The 12427-nt window shown below is 68.9% G+C and carries 18 protein-coding genes; 12 read left to right on the forward strand and 6 right to left on the reverse strand.

Translation table 11 applies throughout. The features are described from left to right. Positions 1-23: 23 nt before the first annotated feature. Entirely contained in the window at positions 24-563 is a 540-nt protein-coding gene (gene cyaB, locus P1Y20_RS03850) for a class IV adenylate cyclase (protein WP_304447334.1), read from the reverse strand. A 114-nt stretch (positions 564-677) separates the two neighbouring features. On the opposite strand from cyaB, the gene P1Y20_RS03855 reads away from it, so the two are divergent. Then, on the forward strand, positions 678-1652 hold the full coding sequence (locus P1Y20_RS03855; RefSeq protein WP_304447335.1) for an FKBP-type peptidyl-prolyl cis-trans isomerase: 975 nt from the start codon (positions 678-680) through the stop codon (positions 1650-1652). A 45-nt stretch (positions 1653-1697) separates the two neighbouring features. On the opposite strand, the gene P1Y20_RS03860 is transcribed toward P1Y20_RS03855, so the two are convergent. The 3 genes from P1Y20_RS03860 to P1Y20_RS03870 form a co-directional block, all read right to left on the reverse strand. Next, entirely contained in the window at positions 1698-2018 is a 321-nt protein-coding gene (locus P1Y20_RS03860; protein ID WP_304447336.1) for a DUF7344 domain-containing protein, read from the reverse strand. Between the two features lie 247 nt (positions 2019-2265). Further along, the gene (locus P1Y20_RS03865) at positions 2266-2892 is read right to left on the reverse strand and encodes an RAD55 family ATPase (RefSeq protein ID WP_304447337.1); all 627 of its coding nucleotides are present in this window, start codon (positions 2890-2892) and stop codon (positions 2266-2268) included. A gap of 46 nt (positions 2893-2938) precedes the next feature. Further along, complete coding sequence (locus P1Y20_RS03870; protein WP_304447338.1) at positions 2939-3589, reverse strand: MinD/ParA family ATP-binding protein; 651 nt, start codon at positions 3587-3589, stop codon at positions 2939-2941. Between the two features lie 85 nt (positions 3590-3674). On the opposite strand from P1Y20_RS03870, the gene pyrB reads away from it, so the two are divergent. The 3 genes from pyrB (at position 3675) to P1Y20_RS03885 (ending at position 6129) form a co-directional block, all read left to right on the forward strand. Next, a complete protein-coding gene (pyrB, locus tag P1Y20_RS03875) occupies positions 3675-4580 on the forward strand; it encodes an aspartate carbamoyltransferase (protein ID WP_304447339.1) in 906 nt (301 codons plus the stop codon). After that, entirely contained in the window at positions 4577-5029 is a 453-nt protein-coding gene (gene pyrI / locus P1Y20_RS03880; protein ID WP_304447340.1) for an aspartate carbamoyltransferase regulatory subunit, read from the forward strand. The genes pyrB and pyrI overlap by 4 nt, the downstream gene beginning before the upstream one ends. A gap of 272 nt (positions 5030-5301) precedes the next feature. Next, positions 5302-6129, forward strand: coding sequence for a hypothetical protein (locus P1Y20_RS03885; protein ID WP_304447341.1), 828 nt, complete (start codon positions 5302-5304; stop codon positions 6127-6129). A 27-nt stretch (positions 6130-6156) separates the two neighbouring features. Here P1Y20_RS03885 and P1Y20_RS03890 read toward each other — a convergent pair whose 3' ends face one another. Further along, positions 6157-6339 (reverse strand): hypothetical protein, encoded by a 183-nt coding sequence (locus P1Y20_RS03890; RefSeq protein ID WP_304447342.1) that lies wholly within the window; start codon positions 6337-6339, stop codon positions 6157-6159. Between the two features lie 422 nt (positions 6340-6761). Between P1Y20_RS03890 and P1Y20_RS03895 the strand changes: the two genes are divergently transcribed. The 8 genes from P1Y20_RS03895 (at position 6762) to P1Y20_RS03930 (ending at position 12067) form a co-directional block, all read left to right on the forward strand. Next, positions 6762-7823: a glutamate-cysteine ligase family protein gene (locus P1Y20_RS03895; RefSeq protein ID WP_304447343.1), complete on the forward strand. Its 1062-nt coding sequence runs from the start codon at positions 6762-6764 to the stop codon at positions 7821-7823. A 50-nt stretch (positions 7824-7873) separates the two neighbouring features. Continuing rightward, positions 7874-8062: a DUF1918 domain-containing protein gene (locus P1Y20_RS03900; protein ID WP_304447344.1), complete on the forward strand. Its 189-nt coding sequence runs from the start codon at positions 7874-7876 to the stop codon at positions 8060-8062. A gap of 7 nt (positions 8063-8069) precedes the next feature. Continuing rightward, positions 8070-8495 carry an RNA-binding protein gene (locus P1Y20_RS03905; RefSeq protein WP_304447345.1) on the forward strand — a complete coding sequence of 142 codons (426 nt, stop codon included), beginning with the start codon at positions 8070-8072 and terminating at the stop codon, positions 8493-8495. Positions 8496-8696: 201 nt separating this feature from the next. Beyond that, positions 8697-9392 (forward strand): RNase P subunit p30 family protein, encoded by a 696-nt coding sequence (locus P1Y20_RS03910; protein ID WP_304447346.1) that lies wholly within the window; start codon positions 8697-8699, stop codon positions 9390-9392. Beyond that, positions 9376-10017: a methyltransferase domain-containing protein gene (locus tag P1Y20_RS03915; protein ID WP_304447347.1), complete on the forward strand. Its 642-nt coding sequence runs from the start codon at positions 9376-9378 to the stop codon at positions 10015-10017. The genes P1Y20_RS03910 and P1Y20_RS03915 overlap by 17 nt, the downstream gene beginning before the upstream one ends. Continuing rightward, positions 10018-10497 carry an Rpp14/Pop5 family protein gene (locus P1Y20_RS03920; protein WP_304447348.1) on the forward strand — a complete coding sequence of 160 codons (480 nt, stop codon included), beginning with the start codon at positions 10018-10020 and terminating at the stop codon, positions 10495-10497. Positions 10498-10499: 2 nt separating this feature from the next. Next, entirely contained in the window at positions 10500-11243 is a 744-nt protein-coding gene (psmA, locus tag P1Y20_RS03925) for an archaeal proteasome endopeptidase complex subunit alpha (RefSeq protein WP_304447349.1), read from the forward strand. Positions 11244-11341: 98 nt separating this feature from the next. Next, a complete protein-coding gene (locus P1Y20_RS03930) occupies positions 11342-12067 on the forward strand; it encodes a ribosome assembly factor SBDS (RefSeq protein ID WP_304447350.1) in 726 nt (241 codons plus the stop codon). Positions 12068-12106: 39 nt separating this feature from the next. On the opposite strand, the gene P1Y20_RS03935 is transcribed toward P1Y20_RS03930, so the two are convergent. Then, positions 12107-12427 carry an FUN14 domain-containing protein gene (locus P1Y20_RS03935; RefSeq protein WP_304447351.1) on the reverse strand — a complete coding sequence of 107 codons (321 nt, stop codon included), beginning with the start codon at positions 12425-12427 and terminating at the stop codon, positions 12107-12109.

Below are 12427 nucleotides of genomic sequence, written 5' to 3' on the forward strand. Positions count from 1 at the left end.
CTCGAACGGTCGAAATATTCCTATCAGTTATCTCCGAGGAGGAGTTCGAGGTACGACGTACGCAGCTGGTCGTCGGGGTCGAGACCCAGGTCCCGACAGCGTTCGAACACGCCCTCGCGGGTCGCCTCGACCGCCCCCTCCGCACACTCGCGCTCGATTTCGACGAACTGTCCGAGGTCGGTCACCTCGTCGAGGACGACCGTGTAGCCGTCGAGCGAGTAGACCCGACGGCGTTTCTCGACGGTCGCGACCGGCGTGAAGCCGAGCCGGTCGAGGACCGCTCCCATCGTCTCCCCGTCGTCGACGCCCGTCTCGAACTCCGCTCGGGTCTTCGAGTCGCCGTCGACCAGCGGCCCCTTGTAGGTGATGCGGGCGGCCTCCTCGCCGTCGGCGGGGGTCTCGCGTCGGATACGGAGCGCCTCGTCGGTCTCACCGAAGGCCCGGTGAGGGGCGTCGTAGTAGGTGTCGGCCTGGTCGACGGTCACCTCGTGGACTGCGCGGTCGTCGAGTCGCTCGCGGAGTCGGTCGTGGTCCGCGCGGAGCTTCACCTCCACTTCGTACATACCGGGGGCGCGCGGCGGAGGGGCAAAAGCGGTCCGCACCGGACCGTGGTACGCCGGCACACCCGGCTCTTCGAAACGTGGTTATTAAGGGCGCTTCGGGAGGAGGTGTGTGACATGAGCGACGAACCCGAGGAGACTGAGCACGAGCAGACCGAGGCCGAGGAGGCCGAGACGGCCGAGGCCGACGGACTGCAGGACGGCGACTTCGTCCGCCTCGCCTACACCGCCCGCACGGTCGAGGGGGACCAGCTCGTCGACACGACCGACGAGGAGGTCGCGGACGAGGAGGGCATCGACACCGAGGAGCGCGCGTTCGAACCGCGCGTCATCGTCCTCGGTGCCGGCCACATCTTCGACGCCGTCGAGGACGACATCGTGGGCAAGGAGGTCGGCGACAGCGGCTCCGTCACCGTCCCGGCCGCCGAAGCCTTCGGCGAGTACAACCAGGAGGAGGTCAAGACCGTCAGCGCCGACAAGATACCCGAGGACGACCGCTACCCCGGCGCGCAGGTGCAGGTCGACAACCAGCAGGGGTACCTCGAGACCATCATCGGCGGACGCGCCCGCGTCGACTTCAACCACCCGCTCGCGGGCGAGGACATCGAGTACGAGTACGAGGTCGTCGACGTCGTCGAGGACACGCTCGACCGCGCGAAGGGGCTGTTCGGCATGTACCTCGACGCGGACCTCGAGATGTCCGTCGAGACCGACGAGGTCGAGGAAGAACAGCTCGTCGAGTCCGACGAGGACGAGGAGGACGAGGAGGACGAGGAAGACGAGGACGCCGAACCCGAGTACGAGACCGTCACCGTCGAGAAGGAGACGCTCTACGTCGAGGCGACCCCGCAGCTCTCGTTCAACCAGCAGTGGATGTTCCAGAAACAACAGATCGCGCAACAGATCATGGACCAGGTCGGTCTCGACCGCGTCATCATCCAGGAGACCATCGAGGACCAGGCCGCCGGCATGGGTGGCATGATGGGCGGTATGGGTGGCATGGGCGGTATGGGCGGCGGCGACCTCGAAGCGGCGCTCGAGGAGGCCGACGTCGACGCGGACGACATCGTCGACGAACTCGACGAGGAGTAGAGAGAAAAGCGGGGGTGGCCGGCGTGCCGTGGGCCCCCCCGAACCTTACGCGGAACTTCCTTCCAGTACGCGGGCGGTGCGCTCTTCGAGGACTACGTCCGTGTCGTCGAGACGACGCCGCACCGTCGCGGCGTCGCGGTCGTACTCGATGACTCCGGCGGCGGCCAGCTTCGGCAGGTGGACGTGAGCGAGGGTGACCTCGACGGAGTCCGGGTCGACCGACCCTGAACCCATCACCAGCTCGCGCGCGATTACCTGGCTTGCGAGGGCGTCCACCGACACCGGTTCGCCGGCGCGCTCGTCGAGGTACGAGAGCACGTACCGACGGCGGTGGTTCGTCAGTAGTCCGGTGGTGGCGTCGTCCATCACGAATCACTTGCATCAGGAGCCCCCAGGGTTATAGCCCTGTGAGTACGTTCTGCACGGTCCCGCGGAGTTTCGGACCGTTTCACACCGCTCCCGTCCGGTGGTTCGGGGGTTAACTATCGCAACGAGTTGCGAGGTGTAACGATATCCTTGCAGCGCGAACGTCGCCCCGTCGCCCCTCGAACCGGACGAGGGCGAGGGAGTCGACGGAACCGGCTCGTGGTAAGGGGCGCCGAATCGGTCGGATTCACGCGATGTCGCGGCTGGTGTCGATGGCCACGCGCTCGGCCAGTTCGAGTTTCACGACGTCCGAGAGCGCCCGCCCGCCACGGAACTTCGGGACGGTCAGGCGGTTCTCGATGGTGTCGCTGCCGACGTGCGTCTTCAGGTCGAACACTACGTCCGCCATGTGTCTGGTCGTGTCTCGACCTGGCGGTACGTCGTGGCCCGCGAGACAGTAGAGGACGGCGAGTCCACCGGTGTTCGAGAGGTGGTTCTGGAGGTCGTTGAGGAAGTTGCGGTAGCGGTCGGGGTCGCACCGTTCGAGGACGTCCGCCGGGTCGACGATGAGGTTCGACGCCTCCGGAAGCGCGCCGACGAGTTTCGCCGTGTTGTCGAGGGGGGCGTCGCCGGTGACGTGTCGAACGGTCGGTTCACCGGCGTGCGCCGGCGAGGTGCGGATGCTCGCCTCGACGGCGGCCTCCGTCCGCCCGAGGGTGACGTAGAGCGTCCCCCGGGTCGCCGAGAGCTCGTGGAGGAGGAGCTCCGCCTGGCTGGCGGGCTGCGCACAGAGGGCGACGGTGCTCCCGGCGGGGATGCCGCCCCCGAGCTTCCGGTCGAGCACCTCCACTCCCGTTCGCAGTCGTCCCTCCATAACTATCCGAGAAAGTAATGTTTCTCGATACGTATAGCTATTCTGGTCAGGGTAGATGCGATGTGAAACGTTCCGCGAGTCGTCGGTATGCGGCCCGTACGGCGTCGTTCTCTCGCGGTGACGTCGCCGGCGGGATACGGGCGCGGACGGGACACCCGAGCAGTCGGTCGACGCCCGCTGGGGGTGTCCGACAGCGGGTGAGCGCCGAACCGAGGGGTGGGGTGTCGAGCGCCCGCGCCATGGCTGCGCTCTTGGCCGCGTCGCGGAGGGCGGCCGGGGTGGGCGTCGAGACGACGAGCGCCGTCCGTGCGCACGCGAGCGGGACGGCGGTACCGGTCCCCGCACCGGCGGGACAGTCGACGACGACGGGGACGTCCGCGCGTGCGACGCGTGCGAGCGCCCGTCGGAGGGTCGCGTCCGAACACCGCCCCGTCGAGACGACGGTGACGCCGGCGCAGTCGGGGGGTGAGCGACCCGCACGGTCGAGGGGGACGCCCGCGGCGAGTGCCTCGACGCCCCGACTCGGGGTCGCGGCCGGGTCCGCCGGCGTACAGCCTGCGAGTCGGGCGAGGTCTGGCATCTCACGGTCGGCGTCGACGACGACCGCCCCTCCCTCCGCCCGGGCGAGCGCCTCCGCGACGCCGAGTGCCGTCGTCGTCTTGCCGACGCCGCCCTTCCCGCCGGTGACCGCGAGCATGGGCGCTCTGGCCCCCTCTCCCTACAAGAACCTTCGCCGGACGGGTCCGAGGGATTCAAGCCGTTCGGTGTCACCGGTGCAACTGATGCGGCACGACCATCTACTCAGCGCGAACCAACTCTCGCGGGACGACATCGAGGCCGTGCTCGACCGTGCCGCGACCATCGCCGACGACCCGCCGGACCACGCGGACGACGTCCTCGCCCTGCTGTTCTTCGAGCCGAGTACGCGGACGAAGATGAGCTTCGACACCGCGATGAAGCGCCTCGGGGGCACCACCGTCGACATGGGGTCGGCGGAGGCCTCGTCTGTCAAGAAAGGCGAGACGCTCGCGGACACGGTGCGCGTCGTCGAGGGATACGCGGACGCCATCGTCCTCCGCCACCCGAGCGAGGGGGCGGCGAAGATGGCCAGCGAGTTCGTCGACGTCCCGGTGGTCAACGCGGGCGACGGCGCGGGGCAACACCCGAGCCAGACCCTGCTCGACCTCTACACCATCCGGGAGAACGCGGGGCTCGACGACCTCACCATCGGCATCATGGGCGACCTGAAGTACGGCCGGACGGTCCACTCGCTGGCGAGCGCGCTCACGAACTTCGACGCCCGCCAGCAGTTCATCAGCCCCGAGAGCCTCCGTCTCCCCCGGTCGGTGCGCTTCGACCTCCACGAGGCCGGCGCACAGGTCAGAGAACACACCGACCTCGCGGAGGTGCTCCCGGACCTCGACGTGCTCTACGTGACGCGCATCCAGCGCGAGCGGTTCCCCGACGAGAACGAGTACCGGGCCGTCGCAGGCCAGTACCGCATCGACGAGGCCACCCTGGCGGACGCGAGCGACGACCTCACCGTGATGCACCCCCTGCCGCGCGTCGACGAGATCGCGCCGGACGTCGACTCGACTCCCCACGCGACGTACTTCGAGCAGGCGCACAACGGGGTGCCCGTCAGGATGGCGCTGCTCTCGGCCCTCCTCGGGGGTGAGGACCGATGAGCGACGACACGCTCCGGGTCGCCAAGATACGCAGCGGGACGGTCATCGACCACGTCCCGGGCGGGCAGGCGCTGAACGTCCTCGCCATCCTCGGCATCGACGGGTCGGCCGGCGAGGCCGTCAGCGTCGGCATGAACGTCTCCAGCGACCGCCTCGGCCAGAAGGACATCGTGAAGGTCGAGGGTCGGGAACTGAGCCAGGCGGAGGTCGACGTCATCTCGCTCATCGCACCGGCCGCCTCCATCAACATCGTCCGGGACTACGAGGTCGTCGAGAAGAACCGCGTGGTCCGCCCCGAGCGCGTGACGGGCGTGCTCACCTGCCCGAACCACAACTGCATCACGACCGGGAACGAACCCGTCGAGTCCGCCTTCGACGTCCTCGACGGCGGCGTCAGGTGCGCCTACTGCGACACCATCCTCCGAGAGGACATCGCGGCCCACCTCTGACCTCACTCACGGGGAAAAGAATATAACGGTTCGAGAAGAGAGTCGGACGATGCAGAAGAGCGTACTCGCGTTCGTCGCACTGCTCGCCATCGCCGTCGCGTTCTACGCGAAGCGATAGTCGAACTCCCCCGCTTCTCCGCCCCCTCCGGGGGCACCGTCGACCCGCGAGCGACGCGTCGGTGCCGAATGGTCCGCAGTGAGGGCACACGACTACCGAACGGCACACGACTATCGAACGAACCACTTAGGCGTGCCCCGACGCATCTCTCGGTATGTACGGTGTCGTCACGCGGAACCCGCCGGAACTGGAGTGGCCGGAGTTCGACAGGGCGTTCTACGAGGCGAAGGACGTCTCCGGGCGCGCCTCGGAACCCGTCTCGGGGGCCGTGAACATGGTGTCGTGTTTCGCCGACAACGCCGCGACGCGGGCGAACCCCGACCTCCTCCCGGTGAACGACGAGGGGGACCCCGCCACCCGCGAGCGGACGTACTTCGACTGGTCGTACGTCTGTCCCACCCACGACGCCTACCGCGAGGGGTTGCTCGAGACCATCGAGGACTGCGCCGCCGTCTCGCCGGACGTCCGCCTCGACGACGTGGGCTTCCCCCGTCCCGAGTACTGTTTCTGTGAGCGGTGTCAGAGACGGTTCGCCGAGAGCGGCTTCGAGGACCGCTTCGCGTGGCGCGCGCACGTCATCGAGGAGTTCGTCGCCGAGGCCAGGAAGCGCGTTCCGGGGCGACTGCACCTGACGCTGTACCCCGACCCCTATCCCGGTCACCTCTCGGAGCGCTCGGGCGTCGACCCCGCCGCCCTCGACGAGTACGTCGACGAGTTCGTCGTCCCCATCTACGACATGGCCTACTCGACGACGTACTGGCTGGAGGTCATCGCCACGGGGTTCGTCGACGAACTGGTGACGCCCTTCTCCATCGAACTGTACGCCGTCGACGTGGACCTCGACCGCCTCATCAAGGCGATGGAGGTGGCCGACGTCTACTGCAAGGACGTGCTGTTCGGCTACGACGCCGGGACCGCGCGCGCCGCCCTCCGCCGGATGGACGCCGACGCTCGCGAGGGTGAGAGGTTCGCCCCGGAGTAACGGTTCGGGACCGTTCGTTTCGTTCAGCTACTGCTCGGGACCGTGAACGACGGGGAACTCCGTCCCGCACTCGTCGCACGGGGTCGGCGTCGTCTCCAGGTCCGGCCGGGCCGAGGCGTCGGCCTCCGACCCGACGAACCGCCGCCCCGCCGGGAGCGAGACGTACGTCGCCGCTCCACAGGCCGGACACGTCACGCTCACGAGTCCCATCGCTCACCCCGCCGTCCGATGTCACTCATCGGCGGGGGTACGCGAGGTGGGGACAAGAGGGCTCGCCCGCCGGGAGGGTCGGCTCGCTCGCACGACCCGTCCAGTAACGATAGCTTAACTGGCTTAGAGCGCTTAGTGTTCTAAGAAGAAGAGTGTGGACGGCCGACCGTCGCCACGGCACGGTCCACGCACGCCCCTTTGGTCGCGACGACGGACGACCGCCACGCGCGCGGCCGAACGCTCCGTGAAACCGTCGAGAAAGTATAAACGGGCCTGTGGTCTGGTGAAGGACAGGATAGGACAGTCGACGGGGTGGGTCGGCACGGCGCCGGTTCGACCCACACGGAACGCGAGTCGACGGCGTGCGCGACCCTCCGGCACTCTCCTTTCGGGCGTCGACGCCCGGCCCTGCGGTGATTACGATGAAGATAGGACTCGAAGTGGAATACTGGCTGATAGACGGACGGGGTGAACTGGTCGACGTTCCGCCAGACCTCGTCGCGGCGAACGAGCACCTGGTCGAGGAGTTCGTTCCGCCGCTGCTGGAGATACAGACGCCGCCCGTCTCCTCGCTGTCGGCCCTCGAATCGACCCTCCGTGAGGTCCTGGAGACGGCCCTGATGCTCGTTCACGACTACGACTGTCGGCTCGTCCCGCTCGGGTCGCCGCTCGCCAGCGAGTCCCTCCCCATCACCAGCGAGCGGGGGCGCCTCCTCCAGCGCATCTACGGCGACGAACTCGAGTACGCGAAACACTGCGCCGGGACGCACGTTCACTTCGACAAGGGGAACGTGACCCGACAGCTCAACCTGCTGACGGCGCTCGACCCGGCGCTGGCGCTCGTCAACTCCTCGCCGTACTTCAGCAACAGCCAGGTGGCGAGTTCCTCGCGCGCCGCGGTCTACCGCTACGAGGCCCACCGGCAGTTCGCACGGTATCGCGACCTCTGGGACTACGTCGAGGACCGCGAGGAGTGGGACGAACGGGTGGCCGAACACCACGCGGACCTCGGGCGCATGGCCGCCGAGCGCGGCGTCCCTCGCGACCGCTTCGAGCGGTACTTCTCGCCCGACGACGCCGTGTTGACGCCCGTGCGACTCCGCGAGCGCTCGCCGACGGTCGAGTGGCGCGCGCCGGACGCCGCCCTCCCGAGTCAGACGCTCCTGCTCGTCGCGGACGTCCTCCGACTGCTCGAGCAGACCGACCACAAGGAGGTCGTGGTCGGTGACACCGGCGTCTGGGCCGACCGCATCGGCGTCCCGTCGTTCGCGGAACTCCAGGAACTGAGCCGCGAGGCCATCAGCGAGGGGGTTCGCTCGGTGCGCGTCCAGGACTACCTCTTGCGGATGGGCTTCGACGTGGCCCGGTACGACCCCATCGCCGAGCGCATCGAGCAGAACTGGACGATACCCCGCGAGCGGGCGCTGGAGATTCGACGGCAATACGCCGACGAACTGGAGGCGGACGTCGCCAGCCTCGGGTGACCGACTCGGCGAATCACTCCCTTTTTGTTCCACCCTCGGGTATCTCGGGCATGGCATTCGACGAAGACGACCGCGTCGTCCTGCACGACCAGCACAGCGACTACGACGGCCAGACGGGCACGGTGACGCAGGTCATCGAGAACATGTTCGGCGACGCCACCTACACGGTGAGCTTCGAGGACGGCCAGGAACAGGGCGTCCCCGAGGACTCCCTCGAGGCCGTCGAGGACGAGGAGTAGGCCGTCGATGTCGGGCGTCCCGTTCCACTACGTCGACCTGCAGGCGTTCGCCTACGCGACGGAGGACGAGCGGCGCGTCGAGGACGCCCTCCGGACGTTCCTCCCCGAGGAGTTCGCCGTCGAGCGCGTCGAGAACGTCGGCCACCACGGCGACCCCATCGTCGTCCTCTCGGCGCGCGTCGAGCGCGCCGACGACGTGCGACACGTCCTCTCGACGCTGGCGACCTCGGCCGACCTGGAGACGGTGCTCGACCAGCTCGACCGGCGCGTGACGGACAACTGCGAACTGTACCTCTACCTCGACAAGCAGTCGGCCTTCCGCGGCGACGTCGAACTCGGCGCCGGCCTCTCCTTTCGCGCGAAGGTCGAGGCCTATCCCGCGAAGAAGGACGCCGCCGTGGCGAACGCCCGCGAGACGCTCGCCGACCTCTGAGTCCCCACGGATAATCTCACCGTTGTCGTGAGCGTCCCGCCTCACTCTCCGGCTAACTAACTCCCCGGCCGTGGAGGGCGCAGTGACCGCCGCGCGGACCGGGACGGACGGTCCACGCGACGGCGGTCCCGGCGTGGCCCGGCACGCCGGATTCTTCGGCGAGAACACAACGGTCAAACCGGCCACGGGTGAACGACGGGTATGTACGAGGCCGTCCACGCCCGCCCCGACGGTGAGAGCACCGTCGCCCGCATGGCGCTGACGGCGGCCGAGCAGGGGTACGAGGGCGTCGTCGTCCGCAACCACGGCGACGCCCCCGCACACTACGACCCCGAGTCGGCCGCCGAGGCGTCCGGCATCGACGTCGTCGACGCCGTCGAGGTGCGCGCCGAGGACCGCTCGCGGGCGTCGTCATTCGTCGAGCGCCACCGCGAGCGCCGGACGCTCGTCTGCGTCCACGGGGGGGCGCTCAACCGCCTCGCGGTCGAGGACGAGCGCGTCGACGTCCTCGCCCACCCGATGCGCGACGGCGACGTGAACCACGTCCTCGCGCGGGCGGCCGCCGACAACGGCGTCCGACTGGAGTTCGACTTCTCTCGGGTGCTCAGGGCCGACGGGGGCGAGCGCGTCCGGGCCATCGCCGGCCTCCGGAAACTCCGCGAACTCGTCGAGAAGTACGACACGCCTTACGTCGTGAGCGCCGACGCGCGCAGTCACCTCCACCTCCGTGCCCCCCGCGAACTCGTCGCCGTCGGCGAACTCTGCGGGTTCGCCCCCGAGCAGGTGCGCGAGGGGGGACGCGAGTGGGGGCGACTGGCCGCCCGGAACCGCGAGCGACGCTCCGATTCGTTCATTGAGCCGGGGGTCCGACGTGGCAGGTATGAAGAGACCGATTGAGGAGCACGCGGCGCGCTTCGACGAGGTGGCGGGCGAGTACGACGACACGCAGAACCAGACCGACGAGTACCGGGCCTGCGTCTCGCTGGTCGTCGACTACGCCGACCCCGGCCCCGAGGACGTCGTCCTCGACCTCGGCTGCGGGACGGGGGCCATCGGCCTCGCGCTCGCCGACCGGGCGAAGCGCGTCGTCGGCCGCGACATCAGCGAGGGGATGATGGAACGGGCCCGCGAGAAGGCCGCCCAGCGCGGCCTCGACAACGTCGAGTTCGGCGAGGGGAGCTTCCGCGACCCGAACGTCGACGGCTCCGTGGACGTCGTCGTCTCGAACTTCGCCATGCACCACCTCGGCGACGAGGAGAAGCGCGAGGCCATCGACGTCGTCGCGGGGTTGGGTCCCCGACGGTTCGTCCTCGGCGACGTGATGCTCTTCGGCGAGGCCGACCCCGAGTCGCCGCTGTACAGCCCGGAGGTCGACGACCCGGCGACCGTCGGCGTCCTCGCCGACGCGCTCACCGACGCGGGGTTCGCGCTCACGGCCGTCGAGATGGTCCACGAGCAGTTCGGCGTCCTCGTGGCGGAACGGGCGACCGGCACCGGCGACAGCACCGGGGACGGCCGGTAGATGCGCCACCTCCCGAAGCACCTCCGGCCGCGCTGGCGGTACCTCGGCGTCGGGCTGGAGGGGTGGCCCGACGCGACGGTCGACCGCGGGGCGTTCCAGCGCGACCTGTGGTACGCGGCCCAGAACCTCGTCGGCGACGTCGGCAGCGCCGCCCTCGACCTGACGGTGTACGGCTTCGCCTTCGAGGACGGCGTCGGCCACGCCGTCGTCCGGGTCCGTCGGGGGGAGGTCGAGCGGGGGCGGGCGGTGCTCGCCTGTCTCGCCGAGGTCGACGGCCACCCCCTCCGGGTGACAGTCCGTGGCGTGGGCGGGACGGTCCGAGCCTGCGAAGAAAGGTATATACGGCGCCCGCGGGAACTTTCCGAGGAGAACACCGTCGCGTTCGAGAGCGCCGAGCGACCCGCAGTCGTGCGGGGCGACCGCGTCGACGTGCGGGTCGACTCGGGGTTCGCGGGGGCGACAGGACACGATCTCACCTAACGATGCAGGGTCAAAGTCAACAGCAGGCCTACGACCGGGGGATAACCATCTTCTCCCCGGACGGACGGCTCTATCAAGTCGAGTACGCTCGCGAGGCCGTCAAACGCGGGTCCGCGAGTATCGGTGTGCGAACGAGCGACGGCGTCGTCCTCCTCGCAGACAAGCGCATCAGCTCTCCGCTGCTGGAGGGTTCGAGCGTCGAGAAACTGCACAAAGCCGACGACCACATCGGCATCGCGAGCGCCGGCCACGTCGCCGACGCCCGTCAGCTCATCGACTACGCGCGCCGACAGGCACAGATCAACCAACTGCGCTACGGCGAACCGATCAGCGTCGAGACGCTGACGAAGGCCGTCACCGACAACATCCAGCAGTACACGCAGGTCGGCGGCGCCCGCCCGTTCGGCGTCGCGCTCATCATCGGCGGCGTCGACGACACCGGCACCCCCCGGTTGTTCGAGACCGACCCCTCGGGGACGCCCTACGAGTGGAAGGCGCTCGCCGTCGGCGCGGACCGCAACGACATCGAGGACCACCTCAAGGAGCACTACGACGAGGAGATGGACCTCGACGCCGGCGTCGACCTCGCGCTCAGCGCGCTCGCGTCGGTCTCCGAGGAGGGACTCCGACCCGACGGCCTCGGCCTCGCGCTCGTCGACGCCGAGACCGACCAGTACCGCGAACTCGGCGAGGCCGAGATCCGCGAACACCTCGAAGCCCACGACCTCCTCGCCGACGAGGAGTAACCCCCTACGGCGCGGCCCGGTCTTCTCACCTCGTCTCGACGCACAGGACACTCGCCGCCGAAGAAACACACATAACGGGGCGGGCGGTACAATCCCCCATGATATCACTCGACGAAGCCGTGACGGCGCGGCTCGAGTCGCACGGTGCGCGGTTCGAGGTGCTCGTTGACCCCGACGCGGCACTGGCCATCAAGCGAGGCGAGTTCGACGGCGAGCTAGAGGAGGTCATCGCCGCCGAGGACGTCTTCGAGGACGCCTCCCGGGGGGACCGGCCCGCCGAGACGGACCTGGAGGACGTCTTCGGGACGACCGACCCCATGGAGATCATCCCCGAGGTCATCGAGCGCGGCGAGATACAGATAACGGCCGACCAGCGCCGCGAGATGCAAGAACAGAAGCGGAGACGGCTCATCGACACCATCGCGCGCAACGCGGTCAACCCGCAGATGGACGACGCCCCCCACCCGCCCGAGCGCATCGAGCGCGCGCTGGAGGAGGCGGGGTTCAGGGTCGACCCGATGACACCCGTCGAGAACCAGGTCGACGACGCGCTCGACACTCTCCGTCCGGTCATCCCCATCCGCTTCGACGAGGTGGTGATGGCAGTGCGCGTGCCCGCCGAGTACGCCGGCAGCGCGCAGGCGCGCATCCGACAGTTCGGCGACCTCCAGCGCGAGGAGTGGCAGAGCGACGGGTCGTGGGTCGGCGTCCTCGAGTTCCCGGCGGGCCTCCAGAACGAGTTCTACGACCTCGTCAACGAGACGTCGAGCGGCGAGGCCGACACTCGCGTCGTGAAGGACGAGGACGAACTGAGCACGCGCTGAACGGAGTGAGGGAGACTGAAGAAGGGCGAGGGTCGTCGGTCACCCGGCCTTGAACCCGACGAGGAAGCCCGCGGCGAACCCGCCGGAGACGGAGGCCGTCGAGAGGAGCGAGGTCACCCACGATGGGGGCGCCCCCGAGGCGGCGACGTCCCCGACGTCGAGCAGTCCGGCCGTCAGCCGGTCCCAGTCGACGACGAGGAGCTGCTGCGATTCGAGGTACTTGAACAGCGCCAGCTGGACGCCGACGAGGACGGCGACGAGTTTGGTCAGTTTCTTCGCGGCGAACCCCGTGACGGCGCCGACGACGCCGCCCGTGCCCACGTCGAGACCCAGCTGGGCCGCGTTTAGTTCTACGCTCAC

The sequence above is a fragment of the Halomarina ordinaria genome, from assembly GCF_030553305.1.
Lineage (GTDB): Archaea > Halobacteriota > Halobacteria > Halobacteriales > Haloarculaceae > Halomarina > Halomarina ordinaria.